17 protein-coding genes are annotated in these 23,311 nt (G+C 31.7%); 9 read left to right on the forward strand and 8 right to left on the reverse strand.

The features are described 5' to 3' along the window. The first annotated feature begins 32 nt into the window (after nucleotides 1–32). The 4 genes from BS101_RS04230 to BS101_RS04245 all read left to right on the forward strand — a co-directional run bounded on the left by BS101_RS04230 (nucleotide 33) and on the right by BS101_RS04245 (nucleotide 11,100). Nucleotides 33–8,651 carry a GH36-type glycosyl hydrolase domain-containing protein gene (locus tag BS101_RS04230; protein ID WP_073537689.1) on the forward strand — a complete coding sequence of 2,873 codons (8,619 nt, stop codon included), beginning with the start codon at nucleotides 33–35 and terminating at the stop codon, nucleotides 8,649–8,651. A 257-nt stretch (nucleotides 8,652–8,908) separates the two neighbouring features. Beyond that, nucleotides 8,909–9,940, forward strand: coding sequence for a tryptophan--tRNA ligase (gene trpS / locus BS101_RS04235; RefSeq protein WP_073537690.1), 1,032 nt, complete (start codon nucleotides 8,909–8,911; stop codon nucleotides 9,938–9,940). A 232-nt stretch (nucleotides 9,941–10,172) separates the two neighbouring features. Beyond that, nucleotides 10,173–10,391 (forward strand): hypothetical protein, encoded by a 219-nt coding sequence (locus tag BS101_RS04240; RefSeq protein ID WP_156876006.1) that lies wholly within the window; start codon nucleotides 10,173–10,175, stop codon nucleotides 10,389–10,391. Further along, nucleotides 10,369–11,100: a protein kinase domain-containing protein gene (locus BS101_RS04245; protein ID WP_073537692.1), complete on the forward strand. Its 732-nt coding sequence runs from the start codon at nucleotides 10,369–10,371 to the stop codon at nucleotides 11,098–11,100. Before BS101_RS04240 ends, BS101_RS04245 begins: the two co-directional genes overlap by 23 nt. A 133-nt stretch (nucleotides 11,101–11,233) precedes the next feature. Here BS101_RS04245 and BS101_RS04250 read toward each other — a convergent pair whose 3' ends face one another. Continuing rightward, nucleotides 11,234–12,622, reverse strand: coding sequence for a radical SAM protein (locus tag BS101_RS04250; protein WP_073537693.1), 1,389 nt, complete (start codon nucleotides 12,620–12,622; stop codon nucleotides 11,234–11,236). 813 nt (nucleotides 12,623–13,435) lie between these two features. Between BS101_RS04250 and BS101_RS04255 the strand changes: the two genes are divergently transcribed. The 3 genes from BS101_RS04255 to BS101_RS04265 all read left to right on the forward strand — a co-directional run bounded on the left by BS101_RS04255 (nucleotide 13,436) and on the right by BS101_RS04265 (nucleotide 16,343). Continuing rightward, the gene (locus BS101_RS04255) at nucleotides 13,436–13,957 is read left to right on the forward strand and encodes an HD family phosphohydrolase (RefSeq protein WP_073537694.1); all 522 of its coding nucleotides are present in this window, start codon (nucleotides 13,436–13,438) and stop codon (nucleotides 13,955–13,957) included. Between the two features lie 263 nt (nucleotides 13,958–14,220). Beyond that, a complete protein-coding gene (locus BS101_RS04260) occupies nucleotides 14,221–14,877 on the forward strand; it encodes a helix-turn-helix transcriptional regulator (RefSeq protein ID WP_242951465.1) in 657 nt (218 codons plus the stop codon). Between the two features lie 209 nt (nucleotides 14,878–15,086). Then, nucleotides 15,087–16,343, forward strand: coding sequence for a serine dehydratase subunit alpha family protein (locus BS101_RS04265; RefSeq protein WP_242951401.1), 1,257 nt, complete (start codon nucleotides 15,087–15,089; stop codon nucleotides 16,341–16,343). A 69-nt stretch (nucleotides 16,344–16,412) separates the two neighbouring features. Here the strand turns inward: BS101_RS04265 and BS101_RS04270 are convergent, their stop codons facing one another. From BS101_RS04270 to BS101_RS04300, 7 genes are all read right to left on the reverse strand, one after another. Continuing rightward, nucleotides 16,413–17,279 carry a diguanylate cyclase gene (locus BS101_RS04270; protein WP_073537697.1) on the reverse strand — a complete coding sequence of 289 codons (867 nt, stop codon included), beginning with the start codon at nucleotides 17,277–17,279 and terminating at the stop codon, nucleotides 16,413–16,415. Further along, a complete protein-coding gene (locus tag BS101_RS04275; RefSeq protein ID WP_011989187.1) occupies nucleotides 17,276–17,626 on the reverse strand; it encodes a hypothetical protein in 351 nt (116 codons plus the stop codon). Before BS101_RS04275 ends, BS101_RS04270 begins: the two co-directional genes overlap by 4 nt. Nucleotides 17,627–17,885: 259 nt before the next feature. After that, entirely contained in the window at nucleotides 17,886–18,683 is a 798-nt protein-coding gene (locus BS101_RS04280; RefSeq protein WP_073537698.1) for an ABC transporter ATP-binding protein, read from the reverse strand. Continuing rightward, nucleotides 18,658–19,548, reverse strand: a complete 891-nt coding sequence (locus BS101_RS04285; protein ID WP_073537699.1) for an ABC transporter permease — start codon at nucleotides 19,546–19,548, stop codon at nucleotides 18,658–18,660. Before BS101_RS04285 ends, BS101_RS04280 begins: the two co-directional genes overlap by 26 nt. Then, on the reverse strand, nucleotides 19,548–20,564 hold the full coding sequence (locus BS101_RS04290; protein ID WP_073537700.1) for an ABC transporter substrate-binding protein: 1,017 nt from the start codon (nucleotides 20,562–20,564) through the stop codon (nucleotides 19,548–19,550). The genes BS101_RS04285 and BS101_RS04290 overlap by 1 nt, the downstream gene beginning before the upstream one ends. A gap of 355 nt (nucleotides 20,565–20,919) precedes the next feature. Next, the gene (locus BS101_RS04295) at nucleotides 20,920–21,336 is read right to left on the reverse strand and encodes a HutP family protein (protein ID WP_073537701.1); all 417 of its coding nucleotides are present in this window, start codon (nucleotides 21,334–21,336) and stop codon (nucleotides 20,920–20,922) included. A 26-nt stretch (nucleotides 21,337–21,362) separates the two neighbouring features. After that, on the reverse strand, nucleotides 21,363–21,938 hold the full coding sequence (locus BS101_RS04300) for a class I SAM-dependent methyltransferase (protein ID WP_073537702.1): 576 nt from the start codon (nucleotides 21,936–21,938) through the stop codon (nucleotides 21,363–21,365). Nucleotides 21,939–22,116: 178 nt separating this feature from the next. On the opposite strand from BS101_RS04300, the gene BS101_RS04305 reads away from it, so the two are divergent. Then, on the forward strand, nucleotides 22,117–22,953 hold the full coding sequence (locus tag BS101_RS04305) for an Mrp/NBP35 family ATP-binding protein (RefSeq protein WP_073541126.1): 837 nt from the start codon (nucleotides 22,117–22,119) through the stop codon (nucleotides 22,951–22,953). Further along, nucleotides 22,950–23,309, forward strand: a complete 360-nt coding sequence (locus tag BS101_RS04310) for a NifB/NifX family molybdenum-iron cluster-binding protein (protein ID WP_073537703.1) — start codon at nucleotides 22,950–22,952, stop codon at nucleotides 23,307–23,309. The genes BS101_RS04305 and BS101_RS04310 overlap by 4 nt, the downstream gene beginning before the upstream one ends. Nucleotides 23,310–23,311 lie beyond the last annotated feature (2 nt).

Below are 23,311 nucleotides of genomic sequence, written 5' to 3' on the forward strand. Positions count from 1 at the left end.
AATTCTTTTTCACAAGAAAGGATGGATTTTTTATGCTTTATGTTATAGGTATAGCTATAATTATATTCCTTGCAATGATTTATAAAAATTTAAATAAGTGTGTTGATGTGGATGAAAATATGGTAGATGACATTCCCACACTTAATCTAGGTAAAGAAGAGTTAAAAAAATATGCTAGAGAAATATCAATTATACCTGCACGAGTTAAGAAAAGAAGCTGTAAGAAAAAATTAATTGATAGTTTAGATAAAAATTATAAAAATATTTTACATGGATATAATTTTTTTAACATGGAAATTAAAAACAGAGGGGATATAGTATTTTGTGCTGAATGGCTTTTGGATAATTTGTATTTGATTAAAAAGGAGTATAAGGATATAAAAACTAATATGCCGGGAGATTATTATAATAATCTTCCTGTAATTACCAAAGGAGCTATGAAAGGATACCCTAGAATATATTACATAGCAAGGGAAATGTTACAGTGTAGTTATGGTACTGTAAGTGAAGAGGTTATAGAGAATTTTATAAGTGCCTATGAGGAAAATACAGTATTAAAAAGCTGTGAACTTTGGGCACTGCCTATAATGCTTAGAATAGCCTTGATTCAAAATATAAGTAATATAACAGAGAATATAGTATTTATGCAAAAGGAAAGAAAAAGAGCGGAGTCTGTAGCAGAAGGTATTATAAATTCTGGAAGCAATATAGATTTTGAAATTGAACGACTTAGAAGGGATAGAATAAAATTCACTTCACCTTTTACGGAAAGATTTATAAAAATATTAAGAGACAATTTTATAGATAGTGTGAAGGTATATGATTGGATAGATGAAGAATTGGATAAAGGAGATAGCAGTGCTGCAAGGGCAGTGAATATAAATCATCAAAAGCAGGCTGTATATCAAGTATCTATGGAAAATTCCATTAATGGTATAAGAGAAGTATGTGCATTGAACTGGAAGGAAAATTTTGAACGTCTAAGTTATGTGGAACAGGTGTTAAGAAAGGATCCAGCAGGGGTCTATGAACTCATGGACTTTAATTCCAGAGATTATTACAGGCATAAAGTAGAAAAGTTATCTAAGAAGATAAATGTACCTGAGTCCTTTATAGCGAGAAAGGCCGTGGAATGTGCAGAGGAAGCATCTGGAGAGGTATATGAAAAACATGTAGGATATTATCTCATTGATAAAGGCATATCCTGTCTTAAGAAAAAGATAAAATCCAGTGGAGAAGAATATAAAAAAGTGAATTCTGAAATTGGAACTAATATAACAGTAGATCTCTATATAGGGACTATAATATTTGGTACTATTTTTTTGGATTTGTTAATAAATGGAATGAATTTTTATGGTCAGAATTTGTCCATATGGAAATACATAGCAGCGGCTGTAATACTTTTAATACCAAGTAGTGAAATATTTATATCCATATTCAATTGGAGTATAAATAAACTTGTAGAAACTAGATTTATACCTAAGATGGAATTTAAACAGGGTATACCACAGGAGTCTAGTACGGTAGTTGTAATTCCAGCACTTATAAACAATGTAGATAGGTTAAAAAGTCTTATAAGTGATTTGGAAGTGTATTATCTAGCTAACGAGGAACAGAATTTGTATTTTGCATTACTTGGAGATTTTAAGGATAGCTTCTATAAAGAAGAAAGCGGGGATAAATTAATAGTAGAGACTGCCTTAGAAGAAATAAAGAGCCTTAATAAAAAATATGGAAATGGTCACAGAGATAAATTTTATTTTTTGAGCAGATACAGAAAATATAATGAAAAAGAACAAAAATGGATTGGATGGGAAAGAAAACGGGGAAAATTAATGGAATTTAATTCTCTTGTAAGGGGAAACAAAAATACCAGTTATGATGTTATCAGCGGAGACATAACCAGCTTGTGCAGTGCAAAGTATGTAATAACATTGGATGCAGACACCAAACTTCCGAAGGACACAGCCAAATTACTTATAGGAGCTATGGCCCATCCATTGAATATTCCTTATGTTGATAAAAACAATAAAAAGGTATTGAGAGGACATGGATTAATGCAGCCTAGAGTGAGTGTAGGCGTGTTAAGTGCAAATAAGACAGTCTACTCTAATATTTTTTCTGGGGAAACAGGTATAGATATATATACAAGTGCCATTTCCGATGTATATGAAGATTTGTTTGATGAAGGTATATTTACAGGAAAGGGTATTTACGATATAGATGTGTTTAATAATATTTTACAAGATGAAATACCTGAAAATACTGTATTGAGCCATGATTTGCTGGAAGGATCTTATGTAAGGGCAGGACTGGTAACTGATATAGAGCTTATAGATGGATACCCTGCCTATTATGATTCCAGTTGTAAAAGGCTTCATAGATGGGTCAGAGGGGATTGGCAGCTTTTGCCATGGCTGTTCAAGAAAAATTCTTTAAATAAACTATCTAAATGGAAAATAATAGATAATCTAAGAAGAAGTGCTGTGAGTCCTGCAGTTATAATACTTATTGTAGGGGCTTTAACTTTATTTTCTAATTCAGATAATTTGCTTTTGATAGCCCTTATTTCACTACTCTGTCCTATATTCTTTGATGTATCGGAGACTGTGGTTTCTCCTGTAAAAGGCATAAGTCTTTCAGGAAAAGTGAGTAATTTTAAAGTTGCTATAGAACAGTTTTTCCTAATATTAAGTTTTTTGCCTTATCAGGCGTATTTAATGTTAGATGCTATAGTGAGAACGCTCTACAGGGTTTTTATAAGTGGTAAAAATTTGCTTCAGTGGCAGACTGCTGCGGATGTGGAGGCAGCTTCAAAAAAAGAATTCAGTCATTATTTGAAAACAATGTGGATAGGTAGTGTTATTGCGGTTGCAATAGGACTTTTAGGGTTTATGAACTCTTTGGAAACTGCATTTTTGGTATTGCCATTTTGTGTGGTTTGGTTCTTTTCGCCTTGGATAGCATTTAATATAAGTGAAGACAGAAATAACGATGAAGAGGAACAAATAAATGACGAGGATAGAAAATTGTTGAGGGAACTTGGCAGAAAGACTTGGGCCTATTTTGAAGACTTTATAACTTCGGAAACCAACTGGCTTTCACCAGATAACTACCAGGAAAAACCTTATAAGGGAATAGCCTATAGAACTTCTCCGACTAATATGGCTATGGGTATTACTTCTAACGTAGTAGCCTATGATCTGGGATATATAGGTATATCAGAGTTTCAGTACAGACTTCATAATATACTTTCAAATATGGAATCTTTAGAAAAGTATAAAGGCCATTTTTATAATTGGTATGATATAAAAAATAAAAAGCCGCTTTATCCAAGATATGTATCTACGGTAGACAGTGGTAATCTAGTAGGATATATATGGCTTGTAGAGGAGAGTTTGGATGAATATATGGGATATCCTCTGATAAATAAAAATTTACCTTTAGGTTTGAAGGATACCTTGAAATTAGCAGAAGGTGAGATCTATAAAGAACTTAAAATTAAACAGGTATATAGAAGTTTTATAGATAGGCTTTCTAGTGATGAGCTGAATAAATTTAAAGGGGAAGATAGGATCAATGTATTCTTGTTGAGATCATTTTTGTATGAATTAATAAAAAAATCTATGGAATTCGATAAAAAATCTATAAAATTATATTGGAATATGAAAGTTTACAATATGTGTATAAAATTTTTGGAAGAATTAAATAATGTATTTCCATGTATTGCTTTTATAGATGAAGATTCACAATTCAAAGATTTTAAACATAGATTTAATGATTTAGCAGTTAAGGTACCTTTAGAAAAGATTCCAACAGCTGTTGATGAATTAATTAATGAATTTGATCATCAGAGTGAAAACAATAATGTAAATGCTTTGAAAGAGCTTTTGTTACAGACTAAGTCAAATGTAGAAAAGATTATATTTGAAATGAGAACTATAAAAAATACTTTATCCAATATGGGAAAAGAACATAATTTCAGTATGTTGTATAATAAAAAAAGACAGCTTTTTGCCATAGGATATGATGTGGAAAAAGATACTTTAGGTAAAAATTATTATGATTTGCTTGCATCAGAAGCAAGGCAGGCCAGTTTTGTAGCTATAGCTAAAGGTGAAGTGGAACAGGCACACTGGTTTAACCTGGGAAGAGCCATGACTTCCGTAGGTGGAGGTAAAGGATTGGTTTCCTGGTCTGGAACTATGTTTGAATATTTGATGCCCCTTATAATTATGAAAGAATTTCCTGATACTTTGTTTAGTGAAACTTATGAATATATAGTTGAGGTACAAAAAAACTATGGAGATAAAAAGCATGTGCCTTGGGGTATCTCAGAATCTGCATATTATGATTTTGACATAAATTCCATATATCAATATAAGGCTTTTGGAGTTCCAGGGATAGGATTAAAAAGAGGTCTTACCAATGAATTGGTGGTTTCCCCTTATGCTTCTGTAATGGCACTTCAAGTTGATTTTAAAAATGCATTGAAGAACATAAAAAGACTTATAGAACTTGAGGCTGAAGGAATATATGGATTTTATGATGCCATAGACTATACTTGTGAAAGATTATCTAAAGGCAGAAAAAGTGCCATAGTAAACTGTTTTATGATACATCATCAGGGAATGAGTTTTATGTCTCTGGATAATGTGCTTATGAAAAATGTTTTACAAGAAAGGTTTCATAGAATTCCAAGAGTTAAATCAGTAGAACTGCTTCTGCAGGAGAAAGTTCCAAAATCTATTATTTATAATAGAGAAGAACACAGTAAAGAGGCAAAACCCCTATTTAAAGAGGAAAATATGGTGGGGAGAAAATATACCACTGCAGTTACTAAGGCACCAGAGACAAATATAATTTCAAATGGAAATTATTATTTGATGATGACAAATAGCGGCAGCGGATATAGTAAAAGAAAGGATATTATGGTATATAGGTGGCGTGAAGATGTTACTACGGATAATACAGGAATGTTCTTTTATATAAAAAATATAAATTCAAATGAGTATTGGAGTGCCACCTTTGAACCCTGTAAGTATGAAGGAGAAGATTATGAGGTCATATTTCTTCCAGATAAATGTGAATTTAAAAGAAAAGATGGTAATTTAAGAACTTATACCGAGGTCACCGTATCTCAGGAAGATGAAGGAGAAGTAAGAAGACTTTCAATTACAAATAGTAGTGATCATAAAAGAGAAGTTGAAATCACAAGCTATTTAGAGGTAACCCTTGCGCCATATAATGCGGATTTGGTCCATCCTGCTTTTGGCAATTTATTTATAGAGACTGAATTTGTTCAAGAACCAATGTGTATTATTGCAAGCAGAAGGCCTAAGTCCAAGGAGGAAAAACTATGGCTTATGCAAACCATAGCAGTAGAAGGGAAACAGATAGGTTCTGTTCAATATGAAACTAGTAGAGTTAATTTCATAGGAAGAAATAGAAATCTTATGAATCCCAGAGCTATGGATAATGATGCTCAATTAACTAAATCTATAGGTGCGGTAATTGATCCTATAATAAGTATGAGAGTTAGAGTGGTTATAGAGCCTGGAAAGACCTGCAGGGTAGCTTACAGCACTGTAACTGCAAATTCCAGGGAAAAGGCAATTGATCTTGCCAATAAATATAGAAATATGTCCAATATAGATAGGATATTCCAACTGTCCTGGACAGAAGTGCAATTAGAAATGAAATATTTGGGAATAAAATCAAATCAGGTAAATATGTACCAGAAAATGGCCTCAAGGATTTTATTTATAAATGATTTATTTAAAGACCGATATGAATATATTACTAAAGTAAAGCAAGGTCAGTCAGCACTATGGCCTTATGGAATTTCAGGAGATTTACCTATAGTTCTTCTTATTATAAGAGATGAAAAACATATGGAACTTGTGAGACAGCTTGTAAATGCACATGAATATTGGAGTTTGAAAGGATTGTCGGTAGATCTGGTTTTGCTGAATCTACAGGATACTTCTTATGTACAATTACTTCAGGATAAGATAAGAGATACAGTAAATTCCAGAAGGGCAGCCAGGAAAAATGTGCCTGGAGGAGTATATATTTATAATAATAGTACCATTAATAGGAGGGATATAGAATTTTTTATAGCTGTATCCAGAATTGTAATAGATGCTGAAAAGGGAGAGTTTGTAAAACATATTAAAGATACTGAAGGGAAAAGAGCAGCTTATGGAAATATAAGTAACAGGTATAAGAATAATACTTCAAATTACAGTTTTAAGATCCCAGAACTTCAGTATTTTAATGATATAGGGGGATTTTCTAAAGATGGAAAGTCATATTTTATAATATTAAAAAATTATAGTAATACCCCTGCTCCATGGATAAATGTGATATCGAATAAAAAATTTGGATTTCATATTTCCGAAAATGGAGTATCCTATACATGGAATAAAAACAGCAGAGAAAATAAACTTACCACATGGTCAAATGATCCGGTAGTAGATGGAGAAGCTGAAGCGCTATATATAAAAGATGAAGTTACAAAGCAGATATGGAGTATATCTCCTAAGCCCATAAGAGATTCAGGACAATATGTAATAGAACATGGCTTTGGATTCTCTACATTTAAACATGAAGCTAATGAAATATTAGGAGAGATGACTGTATTTGCAGATATTGAGCACAGTGTAAAGATCTGTCGGGTAAAATTAAAAAATATTGGAGTAGTTAAAAGAAAACTTTCACTCACCTATTATGCAAAATTAGTACTCGGAGTTTGCCATGAACAAACAGCCCAGTATATATACACAGGATTTAACAGTAGGGAAGAATATATATATGCTGTAAATCCCTATAGTGAATGTTTCGGAAGAGGCATATGCTATATGAAGATTTTAGGAGGGAAGGACTCTTCCTATACTTCAAGTAGAGAAGAATTTATAGGCAGAGGAGGAGATGTATCAGAGCCAAAGGGTTTGGAATATGAAAGTTTTTCCGGTAAAATAGGAGCTGGATTTGACCCTTGCTTTGCTGAAAATACAAGAATAGAGCTAAATGAGAATGATGAAAGTGAAATTTTAATTCTTTTGGGACAGGAAGATAGTTTTGAAGAAATAAGCAAGGTTATTGAAAAATACAGCAGTATGGAAATTTGTTTCAAAGAATTAAGTAAAGTTAAGGATTATTGGGAAAAACTATTTAATGTTATACAGGTTACCACACCAGATAATTCCATGAATATTATGTTAAATGGATGGCTTATGTATCAAGTGGTGGCATGTAGGTACTGGGCAAGAACTGCATTTTATCAGTCTGGTGGAGCATATGGATTTAGAGATCAGCTTCAAGATGTAATGGCTATTTGTTACTTAAATCCTGATATAACAAGAGAGCATATACTGTATAGTGCTTCAAGACAGTATTTAGAAGGTGATGTACAGCATTGGTGGCATCCTCATGTGGAAAGTGGAATAAGGACTAGATTTTCAGATGATTTATTGTGGATGCCTTATGTAGTGGCAGACTATATACAAAACACTGGAGATTACAGCATATTGGATGAAGAAGTACTGTACCTTGAAGATGAACAGTTGAAAGAAGGGGAAGATGAAAGATATAAAATATCCAATGTTTCAAATAAGAAAGGAAATATTTATGAACACTGTATAAAGGCTATTGAAAGATCACTAAAATTTGGCCCTCACAATATACCTCTTATGGGTTCAGGAGATTGGAATGATGGCATGAGTACTGTTGGGAATAAGGGCCAAGGTGAAAGTGTATGGTTGGGATGGTTTTTATATAGTATATTGGATAAATTTCAGTCCATATGTAAATTTAAGAGAGATGATAAGCGTTCAGATGAATATTTAAAGCTGAAAGAGTTTATAAGAGAAAATATAGAAACAAATGCATGGGATGGAAGTTGGTATAGAAGGGCATATTTTGATAATGGAACCCCTCTTGGATCCGTTGAAAATGATGAGTGTCAGATTGATGCAATTTCACAATCCTGGGCAGTTATATCAGGCGCTGCTAAGGAATCAAGGGCCAGAGAGGCTGTAGATGCTCTGGAAAGAAATCTTATAAGAGAAGATAAGGGAGTTATGCTTCTACTTACTCCAGCTTTTGATAAATCTGCTTTGGAACCTGGATATATTAAGGGATATATACCTGGAGTTAGAGAAAATGGAGGGCAATATACCCATGCTGCTATATGGTCCGTTTTGGCACTTGCTAAGATATGTCATAATGATAGAGCGTATAAAGCCTTTTCCATGATAAATCCTATAAATCACACTAAAACCTATTTGAATTGTGAGATTTATAAGGTGGAACCTTATGTAATGGCGGCAGATGTATATGCAGTGGATTCTCATGTGGGAAGAGGAGGCTGGAGCTGGTATACAGGTGCTGCGGGATGGATGTATAGAACTGGCATAGAGACAATTCTGGGGTTGAAGTTCAATGAAAATTATGGATTTACAATTTCCCCTTGTATACCAACTAGCTGGAAAGGATATACTATAAAATATACTAGAGGACAATGCATATATAATATAAAGGTAGAAAGAAATTCTGAGGTAGGAATATGGCTTGATGGCAATATCATTCACAATAAGGTTGTCCCCTTTCTAAATGGAGGAGAACATGAAGTAAAAGTAAATATATAATGTAATTATACCTCCTAAATTTATTTGGGAGGTTATAATTTTAAATAATCTAACAATTGGGGATATGTACTATATAATATAGTATGGTATAAATTAACATAGCAATTTTCAAATGTTTATAGTACAATATATGATGATATTTAGTGAAATTTGAATCTTTTGGGATTTAGGTGATACAGTGCCAGTAATACCCTATGATTGTGTATCATAGGGATTTTTCATACATTAGATGTTGAAACATGGAGGTAATGGAAATTATGGAAGAGAAAAAAAAAGTGATATTTAGCGGAATTCAGCCTTCGGGAAATTTAACTATAGGCAATTATTTAGGGGCCTTGAAAAATTGGGTAAAGCTTCAGGAGGAATATGATTGTTATTTTTGTGTAGTAGATTTACATGCAATAACCGTAAAACAAGAACCAAAGGACTTAAGGAGGAGAACTCTTGAAGTATTAGCCATATATCTGGCAGCAGGGATAAATCCAGATAAAAATACCATATTTATTCAATCTCACGTACCAACACATAGTGAAGCGGCTTGGATCTTGAATTGTTTTACTTATGTAGGGGAACTTGAAAGAATGACCCAGTATAAGAGTAAATCTCAAAACTCTGGGGAAGGAGAATCTGTACGTGCAGGACTTCTTAATTATCCTGTGTTAATGGCTGCAGATATTCTGCTTTATAATACAGATCTTGTTCCAGTGGGAAAGGATCAAACGCAGCATATTGAGCTTACAAGAGATATAGCGGAAAGATTCAACAATCTTTATAGTCCTACATTTAATATACCAGAGGGATATATACCAGAAGATGGCGCGAAAATAATGGATTTACAAAATCCTACAAAAAAAATGTCTAAATCCTCGGATAATCCAAATAGCTATATATTAATTATGGATAGCCCTGAAATTGTAAGAAAAAAAATTAATAGATGTGTTACAGATAGTATTGGAAAAGTAAGATACAGTGATGATCAGCCTGGAATAAAAAATCTTATAACCATATTAAGTGCGATAACTGGAATAACTCATGAAGAAATAGAGAAAAAATATGAGGGAAAAGGATATGCACAGTTTAAAAGTGATACCGCAGAAGCTATAATAAACGAACTTAGACCTCTTCAAGAAAAGGTAAATAATTTGCTTAAAGATAAAAAGTATTTGGAGGATATATATAAAAGAGGAGCAGAAAAAGCATACTATGTATCCAGTAAAATATTGAGAAAGATGCAAAAGAAAATAGGGTGTATACCTGTACCTGTATCGAAATCAAGTGATTCTTATTGATAGTATTCTTAGTGTTTTTAGCACTTAGAATACGTAGTAGTGTTATCCCATTTAATGCTGACCTTCGAATAAATGTGCTTGTTTTGAATATTGACATATATAAAGGAATAGCATACTATAAAAATACAAAAAATATTTTTAATTGACAGTTAGTTAAGAGTATATTTAAAAATAGTTTGAAAAGAGGTGTATATAGTGAGTTTTCTTTCAAGATCATCAAGAAAAAGAAAATATGCAAATAATCACCAGGGAAGTAGACACTATAAAAGAGAGGGTTTTTTTAGTCGTATATTCAGGATGTTTGGTTCATATTCTAATTCACATAGAAGATATAAAAAATATCATTCGTATAGTCCAGATGAAAGATACCATTATGATGAAAGAAGGTATCCACCTAGAGAATATCGTAGGAAAAGATATAAAAGCTCGTGGTCTTAATTCCTATTTTTAGAAAAAGAATATACCCACCAGATTATTTGGTTGATAAATACAAAATTATAAAGTTAATAGGTGAAGGACGGTTTGGTATATGCTACTTAGTTCATGCACAGGACAGAACGTATATATTTAAACAAATTAAGCCTAAAATTATGAAAAAATATAAAAATAAAATTATATTTGAACAACAAATACTTTCAGATATTGATTATCCTTTGATCCCCAAAATAATTGATGTAATAAATAGAGATAATATATATGGATATATTTTAGAATATAAAAAAGGCAGTACATTGGAACAGATGATTTTCGGAGATAATCACCAATTTAAATCCTTTGAGATTTATACCATAGCAAGTAAGCTAATAAAAATAATAAAATATCTTCATAAAAAAAATATTGTGCATAGAGATATAAGATTGCCTAATGTAATTGTTAATCAAAAAGATGTTTATCTTATCGATTTTGGACTTGCAAGACCCATAGATAACAAAAAGTATGTATACTGTGAGGATTTTTCATATTTAGGGCATTTACTTATTCATCTATACTATTCTTCTTTTAAGAAAACTAGCAGAAAATCAAGGCCATGGTATAATGAACTTGGATTATCATCGGAAGAATTAAATTTTTTAAAAAAGCTGCTGGGATTAAATGATGTTTATAAAAATATCTTTAACCTAGAAGAAGATTTTTTCAAATTGAAGATAACTCAATTATAATATCTTGGTGGGTAAAAATAAGTAGAAGATCAACTATCGAGTATGAAACAAGTTTCCTGATGAAATGATATTTGTCAATTTGTGGTTTTGATCTTCTACTTTTCTTACGATTACCTTTTTATAATTATTATGTTTAACCTTTTGACATGTTATAGTTACCGTTATTATTAAAATCTTCTTTAAATGCTTGCTCTGCAGCAGGCTTAAATTCTTCAGACAGCTTATCCAATTTTTCCATAAATTCTTTATCCTTAATCATCAATTCTGCACTAGGATGAGTAGCATAAGCACCTGTTTCCTTTACAATATCCCGAATGTGCTGAGGATTATCAATCATAGGGCATGGCATTAATAAATTTTTGTTATAGGGCTGTCTGTTTCTCAAGTTCTTAAAATAAGGTGATTTAAATGCCTCCATGAGGGGCTTGTTTTTAACATTTGTTGTAGCAAAGTGAGAAAATATACATGGTTCCACATCTTCTTTTGAGTTTATATGACAATAGTATTTACCGGATATGCATCCTCCTACGTATGGAGCATCATTAAAAAAGTCAATTGTAAATATTTTCTTTGTAGTTCTGATTTTCCTACTTCTTCTCCCAAGTTCTATTCTCTCTTTTGGAGAAAGCATATAATCCATTTCTTCCACTGGATTGTCACCTACAGGCATAAACATAAAATACCAGATCATTTTGCAGCCCTTATCGATAAGCATATCTATAAACTTTTCAGAAGTGACAACGTCAACATTTCTATTAGATGTAGCTGAGGAGGCTCCAAAAAGTATTCCTCTTTCATTTAACATTTCCATACCTTTTATAACAGAATTAAAAATACCATCTCCTCGCCTTGAGTCCGTTTCTTTTTGCCATCCTTCAATGGACAACATCGGCATTACATTGCCTAGTTCAGCCAATTTGTCAGCTAATTTTTCATTGAATAGAGTACCGTTGGTAAATGGTGTGAAATATATGTCATTATATCTTTTATAAATATCCAACATGTATTCGTTAAAGAAAGGTTCTCCACCTAAAATAATTATATAGTATATACCTGCATCTCTGGCCTCCTTAATAAGTCTATCTACTTCTTCATAAGGAATATCATCTTTTTTACTATAATTTGCAGCATAACATCCAGTGCATCTTAGATTGCATCTCATTGAGGGACTAATAAGTAGTACGAATGGGATCTTTGTATCATTTTTTGTACCTATTTTATCTCTTTTAGCAACTCCATACCATATAGCATTGCCAATAAAATTGGAATAAAATTTTTTCAAGCAATTTTTATTTGTATTTTTTAATATATTTTCAATATACCCTTTTACCGATGGCATGTCATTGTAGTATTTTTTTATACTTACAATTTTACTCTTTGTGAATTCATCTCTGCTTGCCTTTTCGGCGATTTCAAACAATTTGTTCACATTTTTTTCTGGATTTTTATCGATTATTTGAAATCCAGTTTTTATTATAGTTTCTTTTAATTTTCTTCTTAAATTGTCTAAATTAAGTTCCATATAAAAATTCCTCCTTATAATTAAGTTATTCCTTAAATTTATCTCTTTTTTACGGAAAATTTATAATTTTTTAATATGAGTACTTTTATGTATAGATTTTAAGAAATATTCTATTAAATAAAGAAATAAATAAAGTCCAAAGGTGCATTCTTATTTATTTTGAATAGAATGTTTTAATTTATACAATAAATAATCAGGATGCTTGAATTAAAAGAGTTGTGACATAATAATTTTATTTAAGTATTATCATGTCAGAGCTTATCTAAATAAATTATCAATAAGGCTTAATATAGTGGTTTCATAGAAAATAGGTAGAAAAAAGTGTTTGTTTTAGTTAACTGTACTTGAATCTAATAATCATTTGATAAATACAATTAATGCTGACATAGTTTTCTAAGATACATAGGTGTAAACCTTTAAGATTTAAAACTGTTTTAGTATTCTGTTAGGGTAAATATATCCTATTTTATCATCTCCCTTGTCTAATATTCAGGATATAATTACTTTCTGTAATAAGATTATTATAAACCTATATATATGTGGTTATCAACTTTTTTTATGTGAAGCATATCGCTTATAACAGCTCCATAGCATGAGAATATGTATTGTATTTAAGTGTTTTGGGAAAGTTAATATAATAATTAACATTTATATTGTTGTATTTTTTTATAAATGAAGTAAAATCAATAATGTATATTATTAATCTTAATTAAGTTTTAGTAGTATCCGCTGTTGGTCTTAAAAATTTAGAAAAATAAAAATAAATAAAAAGGAGAGGTTAAGTTTGTCTAAGTTTTCTTAACCAAAATCATAGTGATTGAGTTAATAAAATCAGTTTGTAAATTGAAAGAATATGTAGAAGATTATGAGGGATATAGGAAATGTATTAGTGATTTAATTCAACATGAAGATGTGATTTCTATGAAAAATTTTATACAGCATGGTGATATAACTTGTCTTCAACATAGTACCTATGTGTCCTATATGAGCTATTTGGTTTGTAAAGATTTGGGTCTTGACTACAGTTCTGCTGCCAGAGGGGGATTACTTCATGATTTTTTTCTATATGATTGGCATGTGAAAAGGTATGATAAGGGATTACATGGATTTACCCATCCCTATACAGCGCTAGAGAATGCAAACAGGATTTTTCAGTTAAATGAGGTGGAAAAAGATATTATAGTAAAACATATGTGGCCATTAACATTAAAATTACCTAAGTATAAAGAATCTTTCATAGTGATGTTTGTAGATAAATATTGTGCATCTATGGAAATTATTAAATTTCATAGTAAAGATAATATTTACAGGCTTATGAGTAAAATTTTATCATAATAATATCAATAATAATTCCCCCAGCTTTTTTGGATTGGGGGATAAGCTTTTTTAGATTTAGATAAAGAAAAGTATTTTTATAGTAAATTCAACTTGAATTCGAAAATCACTTAATGGAAAGATTAATATTGCAAAGTAAGCAGTATGCTGATATACTAATAATTAATTATTATGATGATAAATAATTTTCATATAACAGTAATAATATATTTTCCATAATGCTTAAGAGGATTCTAAGATAGCTTTGGGGTGAAAAAGGGGTGATGGAAATCAATTCTTATCTTAAGAAATATGTATCACTGGTAAAGTTTTTAGGTGAAGCTTTAGGAGAAGATACAGAGGTTGTATTACATGATATAACAAATGTAGACAATTCAGTTGTGGCTATAAGTAATGGTCATATAAGTGGGAGAAGCATTGGGGCACCTGCTACAAATTTGGTATTAAAGATATTAAAGGACGGAAAATATAGTCATAAAGATTATATAACAAATTATAGAGGAATATCCTCCCAGGGAAATATACTAAGATCCTCTACCTATTTTATAAAAGATAATAATAAGGAAATCATTGGAATACTCTGTATAAATATAAGTTTAGAAAGATTTAGAAAGTTAAGGGATTTTCTTAATGAATTTATACATATAAAAAATGATAGTTCAAAGGTAGAAGATGTAGAAAAGCTTGGTCAATCTGTCGAAGGAATTGCCCTGGAGAGTATGCAGGAAATCATTAAAAGTACAGGAATACCTCCAGAGAGAATGTGTCAGGAGGAAAAAATTGAAGTTGTAAAAAAATTGAATGAAAGTGGAGTATTTTTACTTAAAGGGGCAGTAAGTGAAATTGCGGGACAATTAAAGTCCTCTGAAGCTACTATATACAGGTATTTAAATAGAATTAAAAAGGATGTAGATTCTTAAAAGATATATTTTATCCTAACGCTACCATTGCTAATACTCCCATCTTCTTCAAAGTGGGAGGTAAGCATTGCTATGCGCCTGGATAAGTTCTTCTAAGGTTCAGATGGAGATAAGCAGTCCCTACAGCAAACTCCACCTGAACCTAAGAATCACTTGATTAGGATAAGGTGAAACGATTATGAGAGGAAAGTGTTGTTATGTATGAGGGAATGATTAGATTATTGCACAAAGAGGTAGTACTTGCTCTTGGATGTACAGAACCTGTAGCGGTGGCTCTTGCAGCTGCAAAGTGCAAAGAGACTTTAGGCAAGATTCCTGATACAATAGAAATATTGGCAAGTACTAACATACTTAAAAATGGAATGGGTGTTGGAATACCAGGGACAGGCATGGTGGGACTTCATATTGCAGCAGCACTTGGCGTTACTGGAGGGGATTCCCATAAACTATTAGAAGTACTTTCAGATATTAAATCAGAAGATGTTAAAGCAGCAAAAAGGATGATTGATGAGAAAAGAGTAGATATTAAACATAAAGATGCATCAGAAAAGCTTTATATTGAAGCTGTATGCAAATATAATGATGAATACTCGAGGGTAATCATAAGCGGCAGTCATACTAATATAGTTCTAGTTGAGAGCAATGGAGAAAAAATATCGGAAGAAAATGGACAAGATATTTTAGAATATAAAGAGATAAAAAATGAAAAAATTACTGTGGATTACATATATAAGTTTATAAATGAAATTTCTACTGATGAAATTATATTTTTGCTTCACGGGGCGCTTATAAATAAAAAGTTATCGGATGAGGCTTTAACTAATCATTATGGTTTGGGTGTGGGAAAAAATCTTTATGAAAATGTAAAGTATGGACGAATTGAAGATAGTATGGAAGTACGGGCCAAATATACCACTGCAGCAGCAGTGGATGCAAGAATGGCAGGATGTTCTCTCCCTGTAATGACTAACTCCGGTAGTGGGAATCAGGGTATTACAGTTTCTATGCCAGTTTTAGCAGCAGCTGAAAAATTGAAAATTCCACAGGAAAAGTTAATAAGAGCTCTTGCACTTAGTAATTTAATTGCCATACATATTAAAAGCAATTTGGGAAGGTTATCCGCATTATGTGGCTGTGTAGTTGCTTCTACTGGTGCCTGTTGTGGCATAACCTATATTTTCGGGGGTAAACTTGAGAATATAAAATATGCTATTAAAAATATGATTGGAGATATATCGGGTATGGTATGTGATGGTGCAAAATGCGGATGTGCACTTAAGGTATCTACAGGTGTCAGTGCAGCGGTTCAAGCAGCCATGCTGGCGCTGAGTAATGTAGAAATATCACAAAATGATGGTATAATTGATAAGGATGTAGAAAAGACTATAAAAAATTTATGTGAGCTTGGTACAAAGGGATTGAAAGAAGCGGATGATGTAATATTAAATATTATGACCTGCAAGTAAAACTTTAATTAAATGCTGCATAATTTTAGAAGCTGCCAATAAAGGTTATCGGCAGCTTTTTTATATAATTTATGCAATTGCATTTATATCCAAATTACCAGTGATAATTGGAGTATTGGTGCTTTGTTTTGCTTTTGTAGACAATAAACTTGCTGTATTTACTAGTTTATTTATTATGTCTAAACTATCGGTTACTTTACTACAATTATGTATATCACAACTTGCAATGCCAATGGATGCAGAAACTCGTATATTATTTGGGAATTCATATGAATCAATAATATTTAATATGTCTTGGGAAATTAATTTACTTTTATTTATACAATATGGAGTCAATATGGCAAATTCATCTCCTGCATATCTACACAGACAACAGTCCGTTGGAATGTTTTTTTTCAATATGGTACCTACATTTTTCAATATAATGTCTCCATTTATGTGACCATATTTTTTATCGATGAGGCCAAAGTTATCTAAATCTAAAAATATAATGGTTGTATTTTGCTTGTTTTCTATAAATTTATGTGCATTGTAAAACATATAATCGCTTTTATAAAGTCCAGTGAGTAAGTCAATATGTTTGCTAAATTCCACATTTAGGCTTGTCCTTGATATGTATCCCATAATATCATTATCATTTTCTAAAAGTATGATATTAATATCTTTATTTGAATCGAAAACTTCTTTAATATTCCAGATATGGATATGGCAATTAATGCAAATATATCTGTCAGACATAATATCTGCCAGTATCCTATTTGGGTGCGCTCTGACTAATTCCTTTTTAGTAACTATACCCATTAAGTCTTTATTTTCATACACTATGAAACAGTCTATATCATCTTCACAAAAAATATTTTGGATTCTCCTTACTCCATCTAGAATGTCTACCTTCATAAAATTTTTTTCTGCTATGTTAATAGCCTTTTTATTCATAAATCTACAGATTTACTAACATGTAAAATAATATCAACCTGTGCCTTTACAATAATTGATTCGTTAGCAATCTTTCCCCCTTCCTCCATTATTATGGGAATAAGTTTATCCTCTGAAAGCATATTTAATAGAGATTTTCTAACTACAATTGCTTCGATATAATCATGTTTAATTTTTATTATGTCATATTGTTCTGGAGATAATACGTCTACCATCCTTCTTGCAGCTTCAGGTCCAATTGGGGCATGTTTGCCTACTATTAATATATCCTGCATTGGAGGCATTTCAAATTCTGAAAAATGCATATTTATCTCTGCTCTTTTTGTTCCTTCTATTTTACTTTTCATTATCTTGCCACCTTCTACATAATTCACATATTATGTTATCATATTTTGTCTAATTTTTCTATTATATGTATTATATTTTAAGTGAAATTATTTAAAAAATTTTGATGAAACGATTTCCTTATGTATTTATTATGTGAAAGGTGGTCATTTATTATTAATGGAAAAATACAATTATGCCTAAACCTAAGAATTATTTTATTAAAAAGGTCATGATTAAAGGTTATCTAACCTTTATTTCATGACCTTTTTTCTTACTATTTTAGGAAAATAAAACTCTGTCACTTAATCCTTCCTGTTTTCCCTGAACTTTTTCGAAGGATTTAAGTAGTTTATCTATGGTTAATCTGCTTTTTTCTTCTCCTCTTACGTCCATAACTATCTTGCCCTCGTGCATCATAAATAGTCTGTTCCCTAAGGTTATGGCATGATTTAAGTTGTGGGTAACCATGAGGGTAGTTATTTTATTTTCCACTATTATTTTATCTGTAATTTCTATTATACGTTCTGAGGTTTTAGGATCCAGAGCTGCTATATGCTCATCTAAAAGTAATAGTTTGGGCTTGCACATTACTGCCATTATTAAAGATAAAGCCTGTCTTTGCCCGCCAGATAAAAGATTTACTTTGGTATTAAGTTTATCTTCCAATCCCAGATTTATCTGAGACAGTATTTCAATGAAAAGCTTAGTATTGTTTTTATTTACACACATTGTGAGTCCATACCTTTTTCCTTTATTGTAGGCTATAGACATATTTTCTAGTATAGTCATATTGGGCGAAACGCCTTTTGAGGGATCCTGAAATACTCTTCCTATATGTCTGGTTCTTTTATATTCAGGAAGCTTACTTATTTCCTCACCATTTAATATTATAGAACCTTCATCGGCACTTAAAGTACCGCATATTAAATTGAGCAGAGTTGACTTTCCAGCACCGTTACTGCCTATTATAGTGACAAAATCACCTTCTTCTACTGTTAAAGATAAATTGTCATATAATATATTTTCATTTAAAGTATTTTTATTAAATACTTTATGCAGTTTTTGTATCTTTAACATAGGACTCACCTCCAAGATTATGTTTCTTGGTTTTGAAACTTAATTTTTTTCCATTTAAGGATAGAGCCAGAATTACTATTAAGGCAGTTACCAATTTTAAATCATTAGACTGGAGGTTACACAAAAGTGCTAATGCTATTGCACCCTTATATAATATAGAACCCAGTAGTGCTGTAGTAGTGGATTTTAATAACTTTATTCTTCCAAATACAGATTCTCCTAGAATAACTGCTGCAAGACCCATTACTACAGTTCCAGTTCCCATTCCCACATCAGAAAAGCCTTGATATTGGGCCATCATTGAACCAGATAAAGCTACCAGTCCATTTGAAATGGCAAGTCCAATTAATTTTATATTATCTTTATTAAGACTAAGAGAAGTTACCAATTGTTCATTATCCCCTACAGCCTTTAATGCAAATCCCATTTTAGTTTTTAAAAATAAATCCAAAAGTACTTTTACTATAACCATAATAATAAACAGTATCAATAGAAGATTTATATTATTTGAAAATATGGTTTTTTGTCCAAATAAGGGCACATTAGATTTTGTCATTATTCTTAAATTTATAGAATATAGACCTATCATTACCAAGATACCAGATAAAAGGTTGCTTATTTTTAATTTTACATGGAGAATTCCTGTAAAAATTCCCCCCACACATCCAGCACCAAAAGATAAAATAGATGCTGCAAAGGGATTCATTCCTTTTACTATACATATGGCAGTTACAGCAGCACCCAAAGGAAAGGTACCATCTACGGACAAATCAGGAAAATCCAATATTCTAAAGGTTATATATACTCCAAAAGCTGCTATGGAGAATATAAGTCCCTGTTGTAATACACTTATTAGTATATCCACTAATTAACTCCTCCCTTTACTTTTTCAGCTTTAGAGTTTAAATCATCTGGAATAGTTATATTGAGCTTTTTAACTGCATCTTCATTTATAACAAGTTGCATGTCCTTTAAAGTGGTAATAGGAAGTTCACTAGGTTTTTTACCGTTTATCATTTCTACCGCCATAAGACCTGTTTGGTAGCCTAATTTAGTGTAATCGATGCCTGTAGTGGCAAGAGCACCACCAGTTACCTGTCCTTTTTCAGAACCAATTACAGGTATATTTTTCTTGTAACATGTGTTTACTACGGTAGCTATAGATGAAACAACTGCATTGTCTGTAGGTACGTATAATGCATCAATTTTTCCAACTATGGAATCTAAAGATTGAGGAACTTCACTTACATTTGTAACTCCTGCTGTTACAATTTCTAATCCGTAAGTTGGAGCAGCTTTTTTAGCATTCTCCACCTGAATTTGTGAGTTGGTTTCACTGGTGTTGTATACAATACCTAACTTTTTAGCATTAGGCACCAATTTCTTTAAAAGTTCAAATTGTTTTCCTATTGGTAGATCATCTGAAGTTCCTGTTACATTAGTTCCAGAGTTTTCAAGAGATTTTGCAATTCCCGATTTAACCGGGTCTGTTACTGCGGTTATAAGTATAGGAATATCCTTGGTAGCATTATAAGCTGCCTGGGCAGAAGGAGTTGCTATTGCAAGGATCAAATCTTCTTTTTGTGACACAAAGTTTTGAGCTATACTTTGAGTTGTAGGCATATCGCCCTGGGCATTTTGATAATTTATCTTAATGTTTTTACCATCTTCATATCCTTTTGCCTTTAATGCCTCTATAAAACCTTTTCTAGCGGAATCAAGAGCCGGGTGTTCTATAAATTGGGTAATACCAATTTTAATTACTTCTTTGTCCTTAATAGTTGATTTAGAACTGCTTGATGATGTCCCACCACATCCTCCTAGAATTGATGCAGCCAATAAAAATACTGCAAGAAATGAAAGCTTTTTCTTTCCTACCATACTACTCATCCTCCAAAATAATATTTTATATTGTATTTATATATTGAAGTGTATAGGATATATAGCAAAAATAAAAAAAAGTTCTGTGTCAGCAGAACTTTAGATAACAGAAAAATTTTTTTGTAACTTAAAATTTTTATATCTTTAGACTATATTATGTTCTACATAAACTACCAATTCTACTTAATCAAGTTCAATATAGTATTTTTTATTTTAAAATTACTATGTTATAGATTCTGCCATACTACATTATATTTTTATATAAAACTAGCCTACAATATATAAATATACGACATAATTATACTTTATATAGTATAGCTTGTCAAACACCATAAAATGCACTTTTTAGAAGTTTTTATATAGGAATAGAACGATGTCCAAGTCCGATTACTACCTCATTTAAATGCAGTAATCCTATGCTCATGAATATACATACACTTATATGTTCCTTATTTCTCGCTATACCGATTTTACCTCCTACATTCAGTCCATTTGCTTTTTGAATAATTTGAAAAAGTGCCTCTCTAGTAGCACCTGCTATAGCACCATCGTGTACATGATAATTTTCTCTTATAAGTCCTCTCTTTTTAGATGCTACCAGGGCTCTTTCAATTATTTTTGGTATACTGTTGTTGATATTTCCACCTATGTCTACAGCAGCAGTTAAAATACCTTTATCCTCGAAAAAGTCCTCTAATTTTTTTTCACTTTCCCTAGAGGATATGGACATTTCTATAGAAGCCTTTGCTACATCAGTACTTTCTATAATCATATATTTCGCCTCCATAATTAAATGAATTATTTTTGTGCCGTTAAGCCATAAAAGTTTTCACCTATACTTACAAGGGATATATTTGAAAATTTAATTTTATCTAATACTTTCATAAGGTGAAATTTATCTAATCTATGTTCTAGAGGAGGGCCAAATTCTCCCTGAATCTTTTCCCATTCTACAACAGCTAGTCGTCCTTTAGGAGAGAGAATTCTTCTAATTTCATTTAAAAGTTTTTCTTTATCTAATGCTTCGTGAAGTACATTACTTATAAAGGCAAAGGATATTGTGTTGTCTTCCAACTTTAAATTATTTTCTGATGTTAATAAAGTTCTTATATTAGAAGCAATGTTATGCTTTTTTATATTTATTTCAACTTCCTGAAGCATTTCGGGCAGAATATCCATTGCAAATATTTTTCCCCTCTCTCCTACGATTTTACATGCTGGTATTGAGAAATATCCAATTCCACAGCCTATATCTGCCATTATATCGCCCTGTTGTAATCCAAGTTTTATAAGGGTTTCCTCAGGGGGAAGCAATCTCCTCCTAGTGGCATTATCCAGTTTATGCTTATTTTTTGCATCAAATTTATGAGTCATAAGTTATAAAGTCACCTCCAAATATATTATTAAATGTTCTTTGTTTTTTAGTATTCTTTTTTTCATAATACTATATCAATAATTTATTTTCAATTTTTTAAATTGGCATTTGACAATAATAATAAATAGTAGTATTATGAAAGTGGCAAATGCCAATATAGATATAGGAGATGATTTTGTGTCAGAGTGTAATTCATGCCCGTTAAATGGTGGGTGCAGCAAGGATAAGGAAAATTGTATGGTTAAAAACAATCCCTATAATAATGTAAAAAAAATTATTGGTGTTATGAGTGGTAAAGGGGGAGTGGGAAAATCATCAATTTCTGTTCTTATAGCCAGACACTTGAAAGACATGGGATATAGTGTGGGAATTTTGGATGCAGATGTAACAGGACCAAGTATTCCTAATTTAATGGGTCTAAGAGGGAAGAAAGCAGAAACCAATGAAGAATTTATATTACCTGTAGAAACACAAAGTGGAATAAAAACGATATCATTGAATTTACTTTTACAAGATGAAAACCAACCGGTTATATGGAGGGGACCGCTAATATCTGGAGCAGTAAAACAATTTTGGACAGATGTAATATGGGGAGAACTTGATTATCTGGTAATTGACATGCCACCTGGAACAGCAGATGTTGCACTTACAGTAATGCAGTCTATTCCTATAAGTGGTTTAGTTATGGTATCTATACCACAGGATTTAGTTTCTATGATAGTTTCAAAAGCTGTGAATATGGCAAAGGCCATGAATATTAATATTTTAGGTGTTATTGAAAATATGAGTTATATAGCCTGTCCCCACTGCGGAAAAAAGATAAAACTTTTTAACGCAGAAGGTACGGGGAAATTTTTAAAGGATATGGATTTAAAACTTTTAGGGGAACTTCCCATGTTAAGCAGTATAAGTAGTTTATCAGAACAAGAAGGTAAAGGTATAGATGAAAGCCTTGAAAAGGTTTTTAATCCTATTGTTACTAATATTATAAGTGGTTTGGAGGAAAAACGATGAAGATAGCAATTTCAGCACATGGGGTGGAGGTAGAAAGTTTGTTGGATGTGAGATTTGGAAGATGTAAGTATTTTCAAATTCATGATACTGAAGGGGGAGAAATTAAGATACTAGAAAATAAGGGCCAATTTTCGGGAGGTGGTGCTGGTATTGCAGCGGCACAACAAGTGCTTGATGAAAATGTGGATGCTATAATCACTGGAAGTTTGGGACCTAATGCCTTTAAAATCATTAACAAATCAGGAATTAAAGTTTATAAGTGTGAAAGCATTGCTGTGAGTTCTATTTTGGGAAAATTTGAAAAAGATGAACTTAAAGAGTTAACCCAGTCAGGACCGGCGCATCATGGAATCTAAAA

Source organism: Clostridium kluyveri (assembly GCF_001902295.1).
GTDB lineage: Bacteria > Bacillota > Clostridia > Clostridiales > Clostridiaceae > Clostridium_B > Clostridium_B kluyveri_B.

What these genes read in the sequence shown, in the direction of transcription:
- BS101_RS04230 (WP_073537689.1), top strand. Translation starts at nt 33, where the DNA reads ATGCTTTATGTTATAGGTATAGCTATAATTATATTCCTTGCAATGATT.
- trpS (WP_073537690.1), top strand. Translation starts at nt 8,909, where the DNA reads ATGGAAGAGAAAAAAAAAGTGATATTTAGCGGAATTCAGCCTTCGGGA.
- BS101_RS04240 (WP_156876006.1), top strand. Translation starts at nt 10,173, where the DNA reads ATGCAAATAATCACCAGGGAAGTAGACACTATAAAAGAGAGGGTTTTT.
- BS101_RS04250 (WP_073537693.1), bottom strand. Translation starts at nt 12,622, where the DNA reads ATGGAACTTAATTTAGACAATTTAAGAAGAAAATTAAAAGAAACTATA.
- BS101_RS04260 (WP_242951465.1), top strand. Translation starts at nt 14,221, where the DNA reads ATGGAAATCAATTCTTATCTTAAGAAATATGTATCACTGGTAAAGTTT.
- BS101_RS04265 (WP_242951401.1), top strand. Translation starts at nt 15,087, where the DNA reads ATGATTAGATTATTGCACAAAGAGGTAGTACTTGCTCTTGGATGTACA.
- BS101_RS04270 (WP_073537697.1), bottom strand. Translation starts at nt 17,279, where the DNA reads ATGAATAAAAAGGCTATTAACATAGCAGAAAAAAATTTTATGAAGGTA.
- BS101_RS04275 (WP_011989187.1), bottom strand. Translation starts at nt 17,626, where the DNA reads ATGAAAAGTAAAATAGAAGGAACAAAAAGAGCAGAGATAAATATGCAT.
- BS101_RS04280 (WP_073537698.1), bottom strand. Translation starts at nt 18,683, where the DNA reads ATGTTAAAGATACAAAAACTGCATAAAGTATTTAATAAAAATACTTTA.
- BS101_RS04290 (WP_073537700.1), bottom strand. Translation starts at nt 20,564, where the DNA reads ATGGTAGGAAAGAAAAAGCTTTCATTTCTTGCAGTATTTTTATTGGCT.
- BS101_RS04295 (WP_073537701.1), bottom strand. Translation starts at nt 21,336, where the DNA reads ATGATTATAGAAAGTACTGATGTAGCAAAGGCTTCTATAGAAATGTCC.
- BS101_RS04300 (WP_073537702.1), bottom strand. Translation starts at nt 21,938, where the DNA reads ATGACTCATAAATTTGATGCAAAAAATAAGCATAAACTGGATAATGCC.
- BS101_RS04310 (WP_073537703.1), top strand. Translation starts at nt 22,950, where the DNA reads ATGAAGATAGCAATTTCAGCACATGGGGTGGAGGTAGAAAGTTTGTTG.